The sequence below is a fragment of the Rhizobacter sp. LjRoot28 genome, assembly GCF_964253025.1.
Taxonomy (GTDB): domain Bacteria; phylum Pseudomonadota; class Gammaproteobacteria; order Burkholderiales; family Burkholderiaceae_C; genus Rhizobacter.
Genome location: NZ_CAXUQC020000001.1, coordinates 821,116 through 839,204, shown reverse-complemented (window position 1 = coordinate 839,204; position 18,089 = coordinate 821,116). Strand labels below are relative to the sequence as shown.

19 protein-coding genes are annotated in these 18,089 nt (G+C 69.2%); 15 read left to right on the top strand and 4 right to left on the bottom strand.

The window, feature by feature from the left end; genetic code table 11:
- Positions 1 to 39: 39 nt before the first annotated feature.
- From ACSQ2F_RS04010 to ACSQ2F_RS03960, 11 genes are all read left to right on the top strand, one after another.
- Complete coding sequence (locus ACSQ2F_RS04010; protein WP_436020012.1) at positions 40 to 1,308, top strand: AGE family epimerase/isomerase; 1,269 nt, start codon at positions 40 to 42, stop codon at positions 1,306 to 1,308.
- A gap of 38 nt (positions 1,309 to 1,346) precedes the next feature.
- Complete coding sequence (locus ACSQ2F_RS04005; RefSeq protein WP_436020010.1) at positions 1,347 to 1,838, top strand: heme-degrading domain-containing protein; 492 nt, start codon at positions 1,347 to 1,349, stop codon at positions 1,836 to 1,838.
- Between the two features lie 168 nt (positions 1,839 to 2,006).
- Positions 2,007 to 3,314, top strand: a complete 1,308-nt coding sequence (locus ACSQ2F_RS04000) for an ABC transporter substrate-binding protein (protein WP_436020008.1) — start codon at positions 2,007 to 2,009, stop codon at positions 3,312 to 3,314.
- 124 nt (positions 3,315 to 3,438) lie between these two features.
- Positions 3,439 to 4,275, top strand: a complete 837-nt coding sequence (locus ACSQ2F_RS03995; RefSeq protein ID WP_436026724.1) for a carbohydrate ABC transporter permease — start codon at positions 3,439 to 3,441, stop codon at positions 4,273 to 4,275.
- 8 nt (positions 4,276 to 4,283) lie between these two features.
- Positions 4,284 to 5,102 carry a carbohydrate ABC transporter permease gene (locus ACSQ2F_RS03990; protein ID WP_436020006.1) on the top strand — a complete coding sequence of 273 codons (819 nt, stop codon included), beginning with the start codon at positions 4,284 to 4,286 and terminating at the stop codon, positions 5,100 to 5,102.
- A gap of 17 nt (positions 5,103 to 5,119) precedes the next feature.
- A complete protein-coding gene (locus ACSQ2F_RS03985; protein ID WP_436020004.1) occupies positions 5,120 to 6,172 on the top strand; it encodes an ABC transporter ATP-binding protein in 1,053 nt (350 codons plus the stop codon).
- Positions 6,173 to 6,181: 9 nt separating this feature from the next.
- The gene (dalD, locus tag ACSQ2F_RS03980) at positions 6,182 to 7,594 is read left to right on the top strand and encodes a D-arabinitol 4-dehydrogenase (protein WP_436020002.1); all 1,413 of its coding nucleotides are present in this window, start codon (positions 6,182 to 6,184) and stop codon (positions 7,592 to 7,594) included.
- Between the two features lie 52 nt (positions 7,595 to 7,646).
- Complete coding sequence (locus ACSQ2F_RS03975; RefSeq protein WP_436020000.1) at positions 7,647 to 8,567, top strand: helix-turn-helix domain-containing protein; 921 nt, start codon at positions 7,647 to 7,649, stop codon at positions 8,565 to 8,567.
- Between the two features lie 11 nt (positions 8,568 to 8,578).
- Positions 8,579 to 9,526, top strand: a complete 948-nt coding sequence (locus tag ACSQ2F_RS03970; protein WP_436019998.1) for a PfkB family carbohydrate kinase — start codon at positions 8,579 to 8,581, stop codon at positions 9,524 to 9,526.
- Between the two features lie 94 nt (positions 9,527 to 9,620).
- Positions 9,621 to 11,174, top strand: coding sequence for a methyl-accepting chemotaxis protein (locus ACSQ2F_RS03965; protein WP_436019996.1), 1,554 nt, complete (start codon positions 9,621 to 9,623; stop codon positions 11,172 to 11,174).
- Between the two features lie 106 nt (positions 11,175 to 11,280).
- Entirely contained in the window at positions 11,281 to 11,613 is a 333-nt protein-coding gene (locus ACSQ2F_RS03960) for a cupin domain-containing protein (RefSeq protein ID WP_436019994.1), read from the top strand.
- Between the two features lie 47 nt (positions 11,614 to 11,660).
- Here the strand turns inward: ACSQ2F_RS03960 and ACSQ2F_RS03955 are convergent, their stop codons facing one another.
- Positions 11,661 to 12,365 carry an ArsR/SmtB family transcription factor gene (locus tag ACSQ2F_RS03955; protein ID WP_436019992.1) on the bottom strand — a complete coding sequence of 235 codons (705 nt, stop codon included), beginning with the start codon at positions 12,363 to 12,365 and terminating at the stop codon, positions 11,661 to 11,663.
- Between the two features lie 51 nt (positions 12,366 to 12,416).
- Between ACSQ2F_RS03955 and ACSQ2F_RS03950 the strand changes: the two genes are divergently transcribed.
- Together ACSQ2F_RS03950 and ACSQ2F_RS03945 are read left to right on the top strand one after the other, a co-directional pair.
- Positions 12,417 to 13,508 (top strand): cytochrome P450, encoded by a 1,092-nt coding sequence (locus ACSQ2F_RS03950; RefSeq protein WP_436019990.1) that lies wholly within the window; start codon positions 12,417 to 12,419, stop codon positions 13,506 to 13,508.
- An 11-nt stretch (positions 13,509 to 13,519) separates the two neighbouring features.
- Positions 13,520 to 13,906, top strand: a complete 387-nt coding sequence (locus tag ACSQ2F_RS03945) for an antibiotic biosynthesis monooxygenase family protein (protein ID WP_436019988.1) — start codon at positions 13,520 to 13,522, stop codon at positions 13,904 to 13,906.
- Here ACSQ2F_RS03945 and ACSQ2F_RS03940 read toward each other — a convergent pair.
- Complete coding sequence (locus ACSQ2F_RS03940) at positions 13,887 to 14,102, bottom strand: hypothetical protein (RefSeq protein WP_436019986.1); 216 nt, start codon at positions 14,100 to 14,102, stop codon at positions 13,887 to 13,889. The genes ACSQ2F_RS03945 and ACSQ2F_RS03940 overlap by 20 nt on opposite strands.
- A 259-nt stretch (positions 14,103 to 14,361) precedes the next feature.
- On the opposite strand from ACSQ2F_RS03940, the gene dbpA reads away from it, so the two are divergent.
- The gene (dbpA, locus tag ACSQ2F_RS03935) at positions 14,362 to 15,747 is read left to right on the top strand and encodes an ATP-dependent RNA helicase DbpA (protein ID WP_436019984.1); all 1,386 of its coding nucleotides are present in this window, start codon (positions 14,362 to 14,364) and stop codon (positions 15,745 to 15,747) included.
- Between the two features lie 94 nt (positions 15,748 to 15,841).
- A complete protein-coding gene (locus ACSQ2F_RS03930) occupies positions 15,842 to 16,096 on the top strand; it encodes a hypothetical protein (protein ID WP_436019982.1) in 255 nt (84 codons plus the stop codon).
- 17 nt (positions 16,097 to 16,113) lie between these two features.
- Here ACSQ2F_RS03930 and ACSQ2F_RS03925 read toward each other — a convergent pair whose 3' ends face one another.
- Together ACSQ2F_RS03925 and ACSQ2F_RS03920 are read right to left on the bottom strand one after the other, a co-directional pair.
- Positions 16,114 to 16,947, bottom strand: a complete 834-nt coding sequence (locus tag ACSQ2F_RS03925) for a metallophosphoesterase family protein (RefSeq protein ID WP_436019980.1) — start codon at positions 16,945 to 16,947, stop codon at positions 16,114 to 16,116.
- Positions 16,944 to 17,957: a diacylglycerol/lipid kinase family protein gene (locus ACSQ2F_RS03920; protein ID WP_436019978.1), complete on the bottom strand. Its 1,014-nt coding sequence runs from the start codon at positions 17,955 to 17,957 to the stop codon at positions 16,944 to 16,946. Before ACSQ2F_RS03920 ends, ACSQ2F_RS03925 begins: the two co-directional genes overlap by 4 nt.
- Positions 17,958 to 18,089 lie beyond the last annotated feature (132 nt).

The following is an 18,089-nucleotide window of genomic DNA, read 5'->3' as shown; positions in this document are numbered from 1 at the left end:
AGACCGGCGGCTCCGCCGCATCGCGCACCGCCGCGCAGCATGCACTCACGGAGTTGGTGCCGTCATCGCGCGCCGCTATGCTACGCAGCCTCGTCGCACCTTCGCCGGCCCATGCCTGACTTCCGCAGCCCCGATTTCCTGCTTGCCCACATCGAGCAGACGCTCGCCTTCTACGAGGGCCGGGCGCTCGACCCGAGCGGCGGCTTCTTCCACTTCTTCAAGGACGACGGCTCGGTGTACGACCGGCGGACACGCCACCTCGTCAGCAGCTGCCGCTTCGTCTTCAACCACGCGACGGCGGCACGCCGCTTCGGCCGTTCGAGCGACCTCGCGGCCGTGCGGCACGGCCTGGCTTTCCTGCGTGATGCACACGCCCAGCCGGAGGGCGGCTACGCGTGGCAGGTCGACTGGCACGAGGGCCGATCCACGGTCCAGGACGCCACGCGGCATTGCTATGGCCAGGCCTTCGTGGTGCTGGCCCACGCCCATGCCCTGAAGGCCGGCGTCGCCGAGGCAGGCGACGGCCTGACCGAGGCCTGGGACTTGATGAACGAGCGCTTCTGGGAGCCCGGTGCCGGCCTCTATGCCGACGAGGCCACCCCCGACTGGGAGCTCAGCCCCTACCGCGGGCAGAACGCCAACATGCACGGCTGCGAGGCCTTGATGGCCGCGTTCGACGCCACCGGCGACCGGGCCTACCTCGACCGCGCCCTGCAGCTGGCCGACGCCATCACGGGCCGACAGGCCGCGCTCGCCAACGGGCTGGTGTGGGAACACTACGGCCCGGACTGGCAGGTCGACTGGGACTACAACCGGCACGACAAGACGAACATCTTCCGCCCCTGGGGATTCCAGACCGGCCACCTGACCGAATGGACCAAGCTCCTGCTGCAGCTCGAAGCCCACCTGCCCGAAGGGGAACGCCCGGCCTGGCTGCTGCAACGCGCCCGGCACTTCTTCGAGACCGCGATGCGGCACGGCTGGGACGGCACCCACGGCGGCCTCGTGTACGGCTTCGCGCCCGACGGCAGCGTGTGCGATGCCGACAAGTACTTCTGGGTGCAGGCCGAAAGCTTTGCGGCGGCCGCCCTGCTGGCGGTGCGTACCGGCGAGCCGCAATGGTGGGCGTGGTACGACCGCATCTGGGCCTACAGCTGGGCGCACATGATCGACCACACGCACGGCGCCTGGTACCGCATCCTCACGCCGGACAACCGTGCCTACAGCGACGAGAAGAGCCCCGCCGGCAAGACCGACTACCACACCATGGGCGCCTGCCACGACGTGCTGCGCGCCCTCGGCGCCTGACCGGGCGCCACTCCTCCCCTCCTGACCCAGGAATCACCGTGACCCACCCGACCGACCTCGACCGACTCGCCCTCCAAGAGCAGCGCCTTCAATTTCCCAGCTTCGACGCCGATACCGCGTGGGCGCTCGGCAGTGCGCTGCGCACGCTCGCCGAGGCCCAAGGGGCGCCCATCACCGTGGAAGTGCGGCTGGGCGGCGAGACCGTCTTCTTCCATGCGATGGCCGGGGCGCCGCCCGCCAATGCCGACTGGGCCCGTCGCAAGCGCAACACCGTGGAGCTCATGCACCGCAGCTCCTACCGCGTGGGACGCGAACTCGCACGCGACGGCCAGAGCCTCGAAGCCATGATGGGCCTGCCCACCCGCGACTACTGCAGCCATGGCGGCGCCGTGCCGTTGCGCGTGGCCGGCAGCGGCGTGGTGGGCGTCGTCACCGTGTCCGGCCTGCCGGAGCGAGAGGACCATGCGCTGGCCGTGCAGGCCATCGCCCGCCTGTGCGACGTGCCGCTGGAGGCGGTCGCCCTCGCCTGATTCCGATACGCGGCAACTGTTCCCTCGGGCAAACCCCGGGGGTTCAGCGCAAGAAAGTATCTGGACCCGCTCCACCCGTACCAGGGAAGGCAACACCGCCCGTTTATCTTCTCGGCCAGTGAGGTCGTCCCGCCTGCGGACCATTTCCAACAACGAGGAGAGAACGTCATGACGCTGCCACGCGCTATCACCCTGGGTCTGTCCCTGCTCGCCGGCTCGGCGACCTGGGCCGCCGATCTCGTCATCGCGACCGTGAACAACGGCCACATGATCGAGATGCAGAAGCACACCAAGGTCTTCGAGCAGGCCAACCCCGACATCAAGGTCAAGTGGGTGACGCTCGAGGAAGGCGTGCTGCGCCAGCGGGTAACCACCGACATCGCCACGCGCGGGGGCCAGTTCGACGTGATGACGATCGGCCTCTACGAAGCGCCGATCTGGGCGCGCAAGGGCTGGCTCAAGCCGATCGCCACGCCTGCGTCCTATGCGGTGGACGACCTGCTGCCGTCCATCCGCAACGGCCTGTCCCACGAAGGCAAGCTCTACGCCGCGCCCTTCTACGGCGAAAGCTCGATGACGATGTACCGCGCCGACCTGGTGAAGGAAAAGGGCCTGACGATGCCGCCCAACCCGACCTGGGCACAGATGTCCGACATCGTCGCCAAGCTGCACGACCCCGCCCGAGGCGTGTACGGCCTGTGCCTGCGCGGCAAGCCGGGCTGGGGCGACAACATGGCCTTGCTGACCACGATGGTCAACACCCATGGCGGCCAGTGGTTCGACATGGCGTGGAAGCCCCAGCTCGACACGAAGCCCTGGCGCGACGCCATCGGCCTGTACGTCGACCTGATGAAGAAGTACGGCCCGCCCGGTGCGTCGTCGAACAGCTTCAACGAGAACCTGGCACTCTTCAACGAAGGCCGCTGCGGGGTGTGGATCGACGCCACCATCGCCGCCTCCTTCGTCAGCGACCCGAAGCAGTCGAAGGTGGCCGACAAGGTGGCCTTCGCCCAGGCCCCGACCGCGGTCACGCCCAAGGGAGCGAACTGGCTCTGGTCGTGGAACCTCGCCATCCCGGCGTCGAGCAAGCAGGCCGAGGCCGCGCAGAAGTTCATCACCTGGGCCACGTCGACCGAGTACGTGAACCTCGTGGCCAAGGAGGCCGGCTGGCACGCCGTTCCCACCGGCACCCGCAAGTCGACCTATGAGAACCCGGAGTTCAAGAAGGTGGCCCACTTTGCGGTCGAGGAGCAGAGGGCCATGGCCACGGCCAACGCGAACGACAGCACGCTGCCCAAGTCGCCCTACACCGGCGTGCAGTACGCAGCCATTCCGGAGTTCCAGGCCATCGGCATCGCGGTCGGCCAGCAGATGAGCGCGGCACTCGCCGGCAAGGTCACCGTGGACCAGGCGCTCAAGACCGCCCAGGCCGCCGCCCTGCGCGAGATGACCAAGGGCGGCTACTACCGCAAGTGATGCCATGACCGCCACCCTCGCCCCCGACGCGCAAAGCCTGTCCTCCGCGACGCCGCGGGGTGAGGCGGGCGCCCCCTTGAAGCAGCCCGCGGCTCCGCGCCGCGTCAGCCGCTTCGTGCCCCGGATGCTGATGGCGCCGGCCGTCGTCTCGCTGCTGCTCTGGATGATCGTGCCGCTCGTGATGACGGTGTGGTTCTCGCTCATCCGCTACAACCTGATGCAGCCGGGCGAGCACGGCTTCGTCGGCCTCGAGAACTACACCTACTTCATCACTGACCCGGACTTCTGGCCGTCGGTCACGCACACGCTGCAGCTGCTCGGCTCGGTGATCGCCATCACGGTGGTGCTCGGCGTCGGGCTCGCGCTGTTGGTGAACGAGCCCTTCCCGGGCCGCGGCATCGTGCGCGTGCTGCTCATCTCGCCCTTCTTCGTCATGCCCACGGTCAATGCGCTGCTGTGGAAGCACATGATGATGAACCCGATCTACGGCGTGCTGGCGCACGTCTGGACCTTCTTCGGGCTGCAGCCCATCGACTGGATGAGCGAGCTGCCGCTCGCCTCGGTGGTGATCATGCTGTCCTGGCAGTGGCTGCCCTTCGCCTGCCTCATCTTCATCACCTCGCTGCAGTCGCTGGACCGCGAACAGATGGAAGCAGCCCGCATGGACGGCGCCAACGGCTGGCACCAGTTCCGCTACCTGGTGCTGCCGCACCTCGGCCGCGCCATTGCCGTCGTGGTGATGATCGAGATGATCTTCCTGATGAGCGTCTTCGCCGAGATCTTCACCACCACGGCGGGCGGCCCGGGCAACGAGAGCACGAACCTGGCCTTCCTCATCTACAAGCAGGCGCTGATGAACTTCGACGTGGGCGTGGCCTCCGCCGGGGCCTTGCTGGCCGTCGTGCTGGCCAACATCGCCGCGGTGTTCCTCATCCGCATGGTCGGCAAGAACCTCGATTGAGCGCAGCCATGAAGCCCATGCCTTTTCCCATCGTGCGTACCGTGGCCGCCTGGTCGGCCGCGCTGCTCCTGTTCTTCCCGCTGCTGTGGCTCGGCCTGACCGCCTTCAAGACGGAGATGCAGGCGATCGCGGTGCCGCCGGAGCTGTTCTTCACGCCCACGCTCGACACCTTCGCCGAAGTGAACGACCGAAGCGACTACGCGCTGTATGCCCGCAACTCGCTGATCACGAGCGTGGCCTCCACCGTGCTCGGCCTGTTGATCGCCGTGCCCGCGGCCTACGCCATGGCGTTCTTCCGCACGCCGCGTACCCGCGACATCCTCATGTGGATGCTGTCGACCAAGATGATGCCGGCCGTGGGTGCACTGGTTCCGGTGTACGTGATGGCCCAGACCACCGGCATGCTCGATTCGCTGTGGAGCCTGATCATCGTCTTCACGCTGTCGAACCTGCCGATCATGGTGTGGATGCTCTACAGCGCCTTCCGCGAGGTGCCGAACGACATCCTCGAGGCCGTGCGGCTCGACGGAGCGACGGTGCGGACCGAGTTCACGCACGTCGTGCTGCCGCTCACCCGCGGCGGCATCGCCTCCACCGGCCTGTTGTGCCTGGTGCTCGCGTGGAACGAGGCGTTCTGGTCGCTCAACCTCACGTCCGCCGGTGCCGGCACGCTGGCTGCGCTGATCGCCTCCTACGCCAGTCCCGAGGGCCTGTTCTGGGCCAAGTTGTCGGCAGCGTCCCTGCTGGCCATCGCCCCGATCATCGTGTTCGGCTGGTTCAGCCAGAAGCAGCTCGTGCAAGGGCTGACCTTCGGCGCCGTCAAGTAACCGCGAAAGAGCTTGCCATGTCTTACCTGAAACTCAACGGCATCGTGAAGGCCTTCGGGTCCATTCGCACCATCCAGGGCATCGACCTGTCGATCAACCAGGGCGAGTTCGTCGTCTTCGTCGGGCCCTCGGGCTGCGGCAAGTCGACGCTGCTGCGGCTGATCGCGGGTCTGGAGACCACCACCGAGGGTTCGATCGAGCTCGACGGCCGGGACATCACCGAGCTGCCCTCGGCCAAGCGGGACCTGGCCATGGTGTTCCAGTCGTACGCGCTGTACCCGCACATGAGCGTGTTCGACAACATGTCGTTCGCGCTCAAGCTGGCGCGGGTCGACAAGGCGGTGATCCGCCAGAAGGTCGAGCGCGCGGCCGCCATCCTGAACCTGACGAACTACCTGGAGCGCACGCCGAAGGAGCTGTCGGGCGGCCAGCGCCAGCGGGTCGCCATCGGCCGCGCGATCGTGCGTGCCCCCAAGGTGTTCCTGTTCGATGAACCGCTGTCGAACCTGGATGCCGCGCTGCGCGGGCAGACCCGGGTGGAGATCGCCAAGCTGCACCGCGACCTCGGTGCCACGACCATCTACGTGACGCACGACCAGGTCGAGGCCATGACGCTGGCCGACCGCGTGGTGGTGCTGCGGGACGGCCGCATCGAGCAGGTCGGCACGCCGCTGGAACTCTATGACCGGCCGGCCAACCAGTTCGTCGCCCAGTTCATCGGCACGCCGCAGATGAACGTGCTGCCGGTCGCCGCCGTGCCGGAGCTGTCGCGCGTCGCCGGCCGGGCCCTGCCGCTGGATGGCAGCGTGGGCGTGCGGCCCGAGGGCGTCTCCGTGCTGCCGGCCGGACAGGGCATCCCCGCGCAGGTGGAACTGGTGGAGTCGCTCGGCGCCGACACCCTGATCCACGCCCGCGTGGGCCGCGATTCCCTGCTCGTCGCCCGCCAGAGCGAGCGCAGCAGCTTGAAGCCGGGCGAGGCCGTGGGCCTGGCCTTCAGCGGCGAGGGCCTGCACGTCTTCGATCCCCAGGGCCGCCTGATGGTCCAGCCCACCGAACCCGCCCTTGCCTGATTCGCTGACATGATTTCCTCGCCGCTCGTCATCCTTCACCTCGGCCTCGGCGCCTTCCACCGCGCCCACCAGGCGGTCTACCTCCAGCGTCTGATCGACGGAGGCGATACCGGGTGGATCCTCAAGGGCGGCAACCTGCGCCCCGACATGGCCGAGACGCTGGCCGCATTGGAGCGCCAAGGCGGTGCCTACACGCTGGAGACGGTCACCCCTGGCGGCCTGCGCCATTGGGAACGCATCCGCGCGATCCGGCAGGTGATTCCGCACGACGCGCAGTTGTCCGGCCTGGTGGCCGAAGGGGCCGCCGAGGCGACGCGCATCATCTCGTTCACCGTCACCGAGGCGGGCTACTACCTGGACGAGCACGACCGGCTGGACACCCGGTATCCCGACCTGGCCTCCGACCTGGCAGGCACGACCCGCTGCACCATCTACGGCGCCCTGGCGGCCATCCTTGACGCGCGGCGTCTGGCTGGCGCCGGCGCGGTCACCCTGCTCAACTGCGACAACCTGCGCCACAACGGCGAGCGGTTCCGGGCCGGCTTCCTCGACTTCCTCGAACGCCGGGGCGAGCGCGCGCTCATCGACTGGGTGCAGGCGCACACGACCTGCCCGAGCAGCATGGTCGACCGCATCACGCCGCGGCCCTCCCCTGACGTGCAGCAGCGTGTCCTTGCCGCCACCGGCGAGGACGACCCGGCGGCGCTGATGGCCGAGTCCTTCATCCAGTGGGTGATCGAGGACGACTTCGCGAACGGCCGACCGGCGTGGGAGCGGGTCGGCGCCGAGATGGTGACGAGCGTGGTGCCTCACGAGGAGGCGAAGATCCGCATCTTGAACGCGAGCCACAGCTGCTTCGCGTGGGCCGGCACGCTCATCGGGCGCGAGTTCATCCATGAGGATGTGGCGCACCCCGCGATCCGCCAGATGGCGCATGACTACGTGACCCACGATGTGATCCCGTCGCTCACGCAGCGGCAGAGCCCCTATCCCGTGGACCTGGCCGCCTATCGCGACGTCGTGCTGGAACGCTTCTCCAACCCTCACCTGCGCGACACCAACGCCCGCGTGGCCATGGACGGGTTCGCCAAGATCCCGGGGTTCATTGCGCCCACGATCGCCGACGGCCTGGCGCGTGGCGCCTCCATTGACAGCACCGCGATGCTGCCCGCCCTGTTCTTCGAGTTCCTGCGCCGCTGGCACGAAGGGCGGCTGCCCTTCGACTACCAGGACCAGGGCATGGATGCGGCGCGCGCACACGCGATCTTTGCGCAGGCCGATCCGGTCGAGGCCTTCGGCCGTGACCCGGTGCTCTGGGGTCCGTTGGCGGGTGACGGGCGCCTGATCACGGCGCTGCGCAAGGCCCACGAGCGCGCCCAGGCGTTCGTTCGGGATAATGTGCCGGCCGGCGCCGCCACCTGATGCAAGCGGCCGCCAACGCACTGATCCTGCATCGGCATCCCACACGACGCCCATGAACCTCACCCGAGCCCGTGTTCCGGAACTGGAACGCGACTTCCAGCGCGGCGCCGACCTCGGCTACGAGCCGGAAGGCACCTTCGGCTCCGTGCGCTGCCTGTCGCACGGTTTCCCCAACCCGCTCGTGCGCTGGCACTACCACGACGAGTACGAGCTGCACCTGATCGTTCGCACGCGAGGCAAGGCCTTCGTGGGCGACTACATCGGCCATTTCGAACCTGGCCACCTGGTGCTGACCGGCCCGCGGTTGCCGCACAACTGGATCTCGAGCGACGTGCCCGCCGAAGGCGTCGCCGAGCGCGACGTGGTGCTGCAGTTCCATGATGAACCGCTGCGCCGAGCGGCCGAGCAATTGCGCGAACTCGCCGATGTGCTGCCGCTGCTCGAACGCGCGCGGCACGGCATCGAGTTCTTCGGCATGAGCGAGCGCACCGCCGGCCGGCTCGAGCGCATCAAGGCCTCGCGGGGCCTGCGGCGGTTCACCGAATTCCTGAGCTGCCTGGGCGAGCTGGCCGAATGCACCGACTACCGGCTGCTGTCGAGCATGCCGCTGCAGAGCTTCGATGACGAACCCTCGCAGGCACGCGTGAGCAGCATCGTCGACTACATCACCGAGAACGCCGGTTCGCCGTTGTCGATGGCCGAGGTAAGCGCGCGCGCCGGCATGAGCGAGAGCCAGTTCTCCCGCTTCTTCCGCCGCGCGACGGGCAACACCTTCACCGACTTCGTCAACCGCGTGCGGGTGACCCGCGCCTGCCAGCTGCTGATGGACACCGACCAGTACATCACCAACGTCTGCTACGACGCCGGCTTCAACAACGTGGCCAACTTCAACCGCCGCTTCCTCGAAATCAAGGGCATGACGCCGAAGGAGTTTCGCCGCCAGGCCGAGGCTCGCTTCGGCTCCGGCCGTTGACCCGACGCACCATGTCCCTCGACCCCCTCGCGACCTCCCCCGCCCTGCCGCCCATCGGCCTGCTCGGCGAAGCCCTGATCGATGTCTTCCCGGACCGCGAAGTGATCGGCGGCGCGCCCTTCAACGTCGCCCGCAACCTGGCCGCGCTGGGCGCCGCTCCACGCATGGTCACGCGCGTGGGCCGTGATCGCCGCGGCGACGCCATCGCCACCGAGTTCGAACGCTTCGGCCTGGACGCTGGAGGACTGCAACGCGATCCCCTGCACGCGACGGGCACGGTGACCGTGCACATGTCGGGCACGCACCACCGCTTCGAGATCCACGACGACCAGGCCTGGGACCACCTCGACGCACGGCAAGCGGCACAGTGTCTCGCCGAAGTCCGGCCCGCCATCGTCTACTTCGGCACGCTGGCGCAACGCTCGCCGACCTCGCGCACGGCCATTCGCGAGGCCCTGGCCGCCACCGACGCGGTTCGTTTCCTCGACCTGAACCTGCGCGACGGCCCGGACAACCGTGCCCTCGCGGAGGCCTCGCTCACCCTCGCCGACCTGGTGAAGGTGAACGACGAGGAGTTGGTGCAACTGCTGCAGTGGTTCGGCGCCCCGGGCGCACACGCTGCCGCCTGGGACGGCGCAGCATGGCACGTGGCGACGGGCGCGCTCATGGCGCGGTTCAACGTGCGCCGACTCGTCATCACACGCGGGGCCCAGGGCTGGACGTGCCTCGATGCGGCCGCGGGCGCCCTGACGGGCGCGTCGCCGCCGGTGGTGGTGCGCGACACGGTCGGTGCGGGCGATGCCTTCGCCTCGGTGCTGCTACTGGGTGAAGCCAGCGGTTGGCCGCTTGCAGTCACCCTGGAGCGCGCCGCCGGCTTCGCGGCGCAGGTGTGCACGCTGCAAGGTGCCGCCCAGGCGGGTGACCCGTTGTACGCCAGGAGCCGCGCCAGCTGGTCGTGACGCAAGTCACAGGGGGAGCGGGCGTCTTCAGATTTCGGTTGGCGAGCCGATAACAAGGCACCGCGGCGGCGCCGCACCTGATCGCAGTACGCCGATGACCTTCCTCCGTTCCCTCACCATCGGGCGCCGGCTCGCGCTCGGATTCGGCCTTGTCATCGCCCTCGCGCTGGCCGTGGCCGTCTATGGCAGCGCCCAGTTCGGCCTGCTCAGTGCGCAGACACGCGACCTGGCCGAGGACCGTATGGTCAAGCTGGAGCAGGCGAGCACCTTGCGTGACAACGTGGGAGTGACCGTGCGCAACCTGCGCGACGTGATCCTCACCATGGACGAGGAAGTCCGGCAACGCCTCTTCAAGGAAATCGAGACCGCCCGTGCCGACAACGTCCGATTGATCGGACTGCTGAACGCGACCGCCATCGCCGAGGCGGACCGCGCGGGGATGAAGGCCCTGACCGAAGCGGGCAAGGTCTACGACGCCAACATCGACAAGGTCCTCGCCTTCGCCAAGGAATCGTCGAACGAAGCGGCGCGGGACACGCTGTTCAAGGAAGTCGGCCCGGCGCAGGCTGCGTACCTCCAGACCGCCAAGGACCTGATCGACCTGCAACAGCGCCTGGCGCGCGAAGGCGCAGCCGACGTGCAGGCCAGCGCTCGCTGGACCTCGGTCATCATGATCGTGCTGGCGGCCCTGTCGGGCGTGGTCGGTGCGGTCGTCGCCTGGCAACTCGCCCGCAACCTGCTTCGCCAGCTGGGCGGCGAACCGCACTATGCCGCCCAGGTGGCGCGCCAGATCGCCGGTGGCAACCTCGGCGTCGCCGTGCTGCTGCGCGAGGGCGATGACCGCAGCCTGCTGGCCGCGATGAAGGAGATGCGCGATCGCCTGGCCGAGATCGTCGGGCAGGTGCGCGAAAGCAGCGACAGCATCGCAACCGGCTCGAGCGAGATCGCGACCGGCAACCACGACCTGTCCCAACGCACTGAACAGCAGGCGGCCAACCTGCAGCAGACGGCGGCGTCCATGGAACAACTGACCAGCACCGTGCGCAACAACGCCGACACGGCCCGGGCCGCCACCCAGATGGCGCTGTCCGCCAGCGACGTGGCCACGCAGGGCGGCAAGGCCGTCTCCGAGGTGGTCGACACCATGGGCGCGATCACCGAGGCCAGCCGGCGCATCGGCGACATCACCTCGGTGATCGACGGCATCGCCTTCCAGACCAACATCCTTGCATTGAACGCGGCGGTCGAAGCCGCCCGCGCCGGCGAACAGGGTCGCGGCTTTGCCGTGGTGGCCAGCGAGGTGCGCAGCCTCGCCCAGCGCAGCGCCCAGGCAGCCAAGGAAATCAAGACCCTCATCAGCGACAGCGTGGAGAAGGTCGAGACCGGCAGCCGCCAGGTGAAGGACGCCGGCAGCACGATGAACGACCTGGTGGCGCAGGTGCGCCGCGTGAGCGACATGATCGCCGAGATCAGCGCCGCCACGCAGGAGCAGACCGGCGGCCTCGGCCAGGTGAGCGACGCGGTCACCCAGCTCGACCATGTCACCCAGCAGAATGCCGCCCTGGTCGAGGAAGCCGCGGCCGCCGCTGAAAGCCTGCGCCAGCAGGCCGGCCGGCTGGTCGATGCCGTGGCGGCCTTCCGACTCTGAGCGTGGGGCGTCGGCCCCCGCTGGAAAACGCGGGGGCCTTCCCTGTGGACGTCCGGGCGCTGCTGGCCTACAGTGGGCTCGTCGAGACTTGCAGGGAGCGCATCCGATGGCCATCGCCCACGCCCGGTCCGGAGAATTGCTGGACATCCTCCCGTTTGCCGAGACCTTCCCGCTCGAGCAGTCCATCGCCCTGGTGCGCTCCGAGCACTGGGAAGTGCTGCGGCTCGTGCTGCCGGAAGGCAAGACCGTGCCCGAGCACAAAGTCAACAGCGTCACCTTGCTGCAGTGCCTCGAGGGCTCGGTCGACCTCACCGCGCACGGCACCACGCAGAAGATGCGACCCGGCCATCTGGTCTACCTGGCCGCCGGTGTGCCACATGCACTGAGGGCTCGCAACGACGCGTCGGTGCTGGTCACGATGCTCGTCGAGCGGGAGTAGGTCGCCTCTTCGCGGGCCTCTCCGCGGAGCGCCCGGCGCCCGGCCCATCAAGGCCCGGTGTGGGAACCGGGCGCCACGCCGGCCGCCTTGAGCGCCGCGACGCCCTTGGCCGTCAGGGCAAGGGCCCGGCTGTCGAGATCCGGCAGCAACCAACCGCGCGCCTGCAGGGCTTGGAGCAAGGCGGCCCCGAGGCTGCCGGCCAGGTGCTCGCGACGTTCACTCCAGTCGATGCAGGCGCAGGCAAAACGGCGGCGGCGGGCGCGTGCCGCCTCGACGTCGACGCCCCAGGCCGAGAAGCCCGCCTCGCCGGCGGGCGTGACGGCAAGCTCGTCGGCCTCGCGAACCAGCCAACCGCGCGCCATGAAGTGCGTGTGCAGCGTGACGCCCAGTTCGCCCGCCAGGTGGTCGTAGCAGGTGCGGGCCGCCCGCAGGCGATGCGGGGTGCTGGGTGCGAACGCCGATGACGGGCCGTGCGCGAGGACCAGCAGCGATTCGAGCAACGCGGCCACCTCGGCTCCGGCCAGGCGGAAGTAGCGGTGTCGACCTTGCGCCACCGCCTCCACCAGCTGCTGCTCGCGCAATCGGGCGAGGTGCACGCTCGCGGTCGGCGCGCCCACGCCGGCCACGGCCGCCAGCTCGGTGGCGGTTCGGGCGCGGCCATCGAGCAGGTTGCACAGAATGCGCGCGCGGGCCGGTTCGGCAATGGCACCGGCGACGCGGGCGATCCGGCTGTCCGAGGCTTCTGCATCCATGCTTCGATCGTAGACGAATCATCCGTCGCGACGGCTGCCGAGAATGCCGTCATGCACCCCACCGACGCACTCCAGGCCCCGAGCCACCCCGATCCCTATCCCTGGTACCGACAGCAAGCGAGCCGCGGTCCGGTGCAGCATGACCCGGCCCTGGACATGTGGCTCGTGTGGTCGGCCGATGCACAGCGGGAGGCCCTCACCCACCCCGGCTTGCGCGTGCGGCCGCCAGCCGAAGCCGTGCCGCGCCTGCTGCAGGGCCGGCCGCTCGGAGACTGGTTCGCGCAGCTGGTGCGCATGAACGACGGGGCGGAGCGGCATGCCGTGCCGAAGGCGGCGCTGCACCAAGCGCTGACGGCCATGCCCGACGCTCAGGTGGATCCCTGTGTCGACCATGCCGTCACGGCACTGACCGGTGCGTGCTGGTCGCGCTGGGCCGCCGAGCTTCCGGTCAGGACGGTGGCCGGCCTCCTGGGCTTCGAGAGGGCGGCGCATGCCGACGTGGTGACGTGGGTGGACGCGATGCTTGCGGCGCTGCCGCCCTCGGCCGACGAAGCGGGGCGCCATCGCGGCGATGAGGCGGCCGCCGCACTGGTGCGCGCGCTTGCCGGGGTGATGGCGCGGGCCCCCTTGCGCGCCGACTCCATCGCGGCGCGGTGTCGGGAGGCCGGCCTGAAGGATCCGGTGCTGTCGGCCAACCTGGCCGGCCTGCTGACCCAGACCTGCGAAGCGACCGCCGGCCTCCTCGGCAATGCCGTGGTCGCACTGGCCAAGGGGAGCCCGGCGGATGACCTGCCCGCGCTGGTGGACGGCGTGATGCGGCTCGACCCACCCGTGCACAACACCCGCCGCTTCGCGGTGGATCCGGTGGCGCTTGCGGGCGTTGCGGTGCCCGCCGGGGCGACCTTGCTGGTCATGCCGGGTGCCGCGGATGGCGGCGTGGCGCGAGGGCCGACGGCGGCTCTTCGACCTGGGCACGGCCTGGGTTTCGGCGCGGGCCCGCACGCGTGCCCCGGAGCCATGCTGGCGCGGCGCATTGCCGTCGCTGCGTTGACGCGGCGGATGGCAGTCGGTGCACCGGCGTGGCCCGCCTCGTGGCACTACCGCCCGCTGGTCAACGCGCGGGTTCCTGTTTTCACCGCCTGAAAGGAATTGGCATGATCGCCGTCATCTTCGAAGCCTGGCCCCGTGAGGACCAGAAGACCCGCTACCTCGACCTGGCCGCTGCACTGAGGCCGCTGCTCGAAGAAGTGGACGGGTTCGTGTCGATCGAGCGCTTCGAGAGCCTCACGACACCGGGCAAGCTGTTGTCGCTGTCGTTCTTCCGGGACGAGGCGGCAGTGGCATCGTGGCGGCAGCTGGAGGCCCACCGCGGAGCGCAGGCGCTGGGTCGGGAAAGGGTGTTCACCGACTACCGGCTGCGGGTGGCGAACGTGCTGCGCGACTACGGGCCGGTGGACAGGGCACAGGCCCCTGCCGACAGCCGGGCGCGTCACGCCACACCCGCGGCGCCGGGCCACCCGCTCAGTGATAGCAGGGCATGACCGCCGGGGTGGCGAACTCGCGGCCGACGACGGCACGGGCGTACAGGTAGTTGTCCCGGGCACGCTCGCTCAGGGCATCCATCTGGACATGCCCTTCGGCATCGCACGGAAAGCTCAGCGCGCGGCCTTCCTGGTACAGCGACTGGAAGCGGATCTCGTAGCCGACATCGATGGCATCAAGGCAATTGGACTTCATGGTGAAAGCCTCCCTCAGCAGCATTCCGTGAACTGCATCAGGACCGAGGCCCCGTGCCGGGGGCACCGGGAATGGCGGTGCCGTTGATGTGAATCTATTCCTCGGGGAACGGGACGGCTGTCGGTTCGGCTCGGTGCGGCCTGTCAGCGAATTGCCCTACGCGCCGTCAGCCTCTCGGGAGCCTCGAAGTCCAGGAGAAGGGCACGCTTCCCGCTGCAGCTCGAGCGCCTCGGCGGCCGAGCTGCGTCGATAATCCCGCATGAACGCATCTTTCGACCAGCTGCCCCTCGCAGCTTCCACGCTCGCCACACTCGGCCAGCTCGGCTATCAGACCATGACGCCGGTGCAGGCCGCCGCGCTGCCGCTGGCGCTGGCCGGCCACGACCTGATCGTGCAGGCGCGCACGGGCAGCGGCAAGACCGCCGCCTTCGCCCTGTCGCTCCTGGCCCGCCTGCAGGCGCGGCAGTTCTCCATCCAGGCGCTGGTGTTGTGCCCCACGCGCGAACTGGCCGACCAGGTGACGCTCGAGATCCGCCGGCTGGCGCGTGCCGACGAGAACGTCAAGGTGCTCACGCTGTGCGGCGGCACCCCGATCCGCAACCAGCTGTCCAGCCTGGAGCATGGCGCGCATGTGGTGGTGGGCACGCCGGGACGCATCCTCGATCACCTCGAACGAGGGAGTCTCGCGCTCGCATCGCTGCAGACCCTGGTGCTCGACGAGGCTGATCGCATGCTCGACATGGGCTTCTTCGACGACATCGCTTCGGTGGTCCGGCAGTGCCCCGCCCGGCGCCAGACCCTGCTCTTTTCAGCCACCTACCCCGAGGGCATCGCCACGCTCAGCTCGCGCTTCCTGCGCGAGCCGAAGGAAGTGAAGGTGGCGGCGGCTCACCCGGAAGGGCAGATCCGCCAGCGCTTCTACGAAGTGACCGACAGCAACCGCCTGCATGCGGTCGGCCTGTTGCTGAACCACTGCCGACCGGCCAGCACCCTCGCCTTCTGCAACACCAAGCAGCAGTGCCGGGACCTGGTGGACGTGCTCACCGCCGAAGGCCTGTCGGCGCTGGCCCTGCACGGTGACCTGGAGCAGCGCGACCGCGACCAGGTGCTCGTGCAGTTCGCCAACCGGAGCTGCTCGGTGCTGGTGGCCACCGACGTGGCCGCCCGCGGGCTCGACATCGCCGGCCTGGAGGCGGTGATCAACGTCGACATCGCGCCGGACCCCGAGACCCACGTGCACCGGATCGGACGCACGGGCCGGGCCGACGCCGACGGTTGGGCCTTCAGCCTGGCCAGCATGGACGAGATGGGCCGGGTCGGCCGCATCGAGCAGTTGCAGGGGATGACCAGCGACTGGCACTCGCTGGACTCGCTCACGGCCACCGCCGGCGGCCCCCTGCAGCCGGCCATGGTGACCCTGCAGATCCTCGGCGGCCGCAAGGAGAAGATCCGCGCCGGCGACGTGCTGGGTGCGCTGACCAAGGACGCCGGTTTCGCGGCCACGCAGATCGGCAAGATCAATGTGAACGACTTCTCGACCTATGTAGCCGTCGACCGGGCCATCGCCCGTGAAGCCCTGCGCCGTTTGAACGCCGGCAAGGTCAAGGGACGAAGCGTCAAGGTTCGGTTCCTGCAGGACGACTGACTTTACGTTGCAGCAACATTCCCAGGTCAACAGCCGGGGGTCGAACGCCGTTGTGCGTCACGAGGGCCCCGTCGGGGCGCCGTGGAGACGATCGATGTTCAACCAGCTTCCTGCCATCCCGCGTGTCGTCACCGTGGGCGCTGTCCTGGCGGCCGCCTTCCTCACGGGATGCGTCGTCCATCCCATTCCGCATCATCACCGCGCGCCGGGCGTCGTGATCGTCGACCCGGGTTACCCGGGCGGACCCGGCTACGGCCATGGCCATCGCCACCGCCATCACGACCATCGCGGCCGGCATGATCGCCACGATCGGCGCCACGACGACCACCGAGGCCATCACGGGCGCTGACGGCGCCGCGTTGCGCGCTATTGCACCGTGGGCTGCGTCCGCGGATGGACGTGGAGCTCGTCGGATGTCACGCACTCGAAGCGTTGGCTGGCCTCGATGAAGTCCCAGCGCTCCACCACGATGCAACGCCGGCCGTTGAGCAACCCGGCCGGCTTGATGAAGTTGACCGAGTTGTCGGCGCCTTTGCGAATGCGCGAAGACACGGCAGTGCCCGCCTGAACGGCCCACAGCGTATTGGGCATGTCGTCGTAGCGGCGGTGTACCGCCACGATGAAAGGCAGGTGGATGTGGCCCCCGAGCACGAGGTCCACCCCGGCGTCGCACCAGGCGCGGGCGGCGGCCTCGTGGCCCCTGAGCAGGTTCTCGCGGTCTTCGGGCTTGGTGACCGCCAAGGGCTGGTGGGTGACCACCACGCGCACTTGTGACGTACCCGCATGCTCGATGCGCCGGGCGACGCGTTCGATCTGGGCACGCGACACCACGCCGTTCTTGTGCCGCCAGCGGCTGGTGGTGTTGACGGTGAGCACCAGCAGGTCCTCGGCTTCGAAGGTGGCCTCGAGCGCGTCGCCGAACACCCGCTGGTAGTTGCCGTAGGGCCGAAACAGGCGCGCCGGCAGGTTGAACAGCGGAATGTCGTGGTTGCCCGGAATGACGAGCGTCTTGGGCACGCGAAGCGACTGCATGAAGCTGCGCGCCGCGACGAACTGCGCCGGGCGCGCGCGCTGCGTGATGTCGCCCGACAGCACCACCACGTCGGGCGCCTGCGTCCGCGCCAGGCGAACGAGGGCCTTCACCACGACAGGCCGCTCGGTGCCGAAGTGGGTGTCGGACACCTGGAGCAGCACGGTCATGTCGTGGCCTCCTGGCGCTCCCCGTCGGCAACCGGTTCATCGGGGCGCAGCAGCATCAACGGTTCGGAGGCGACGCCGAATTCCAGCGGGCCGGTCATCCACGCGATCTCGCCATCGGTCGCCACCTTGATGCGGCGTCCGCCGAGCAGGCCGACGGGCGTGACGGTGATGCGGCGGAACGCAAAACTCTCGACGTTGTCGGCCTCGCCCAGGCGGCCGACGGCCCCGCGCAACATCAGCCAGAGCATCGCGACCGTGCCCACCGGCTTGATGGCCACGGCCGCCAGCAGGCCGCGCTCGGTCGCCCGCGACTCGGCAAAGCCGGTTTGCTCGAGCTGCAGGCGGTTGTTGCCCACGAAGAGCGTCGGCGTGCGCAGGTCATGCACGCCATTGCCCCGTTCGATGCGCAGCCGGAGCAGCCGATGGTGGCGCATCAAGGTGGCGAGGCTCGAGGCGACGGCGACGAGCCGGCTGCGGCCGTACTGCTGCTTGAAGGCTTCGCGGTCTTCGAGCAGCTGTGGGTAGAGCCCGAGGCTTGCGTTGACGAGAAACACCCGCTCGTTGATGCGTCCGACCTGGACAGGGTAGGCGCGAGCGCGGGTCAGCAGTTCCGCTGCCGCCTGCGTGTCCGATGGAATGCCGTGGGTGCGGCTGAAGTAGTTGAAGGTGCCCTGTGGCAGCACCCCGAACGGCCGCCCGCTGCCGAGCGCGGCCTGCGCCACCGTGTTGATGGTGCCGTCACCGCCGGCAGCCACCACCACGCCCTCGGCTGCGCGGGCTTCGCGCACCACCCGGGCCGCAGTGGCGGCCAGTTGCCCTGGCTGGGTGACCACTTCGACCGTGTGGCGGCGGCCGGCTCGGGCCATGACGTCGCGCACCACGGACTGCACGTCGTTCTTGTCCTGGTGGCCCGACGCTCCGTTCATCACGATGAAGAACGGGGCGGCCGGCGACACGGTCTGGGGACCGGTCGGCCAGGGAATGGCAGTCGTGCGCGGGGTGGCAAGCATGGCCGCCATCAGACCAGGGAAGCGGCCGCTCCGCCAGTGGCGAGCCTGCTCCCCTGCTGTAAGAACCAGCCTACGGCGACGGTTCGCGTGCCCGGCCGGGCAGGGGGGAACGGCCCCGTGGCGGGCATGGCC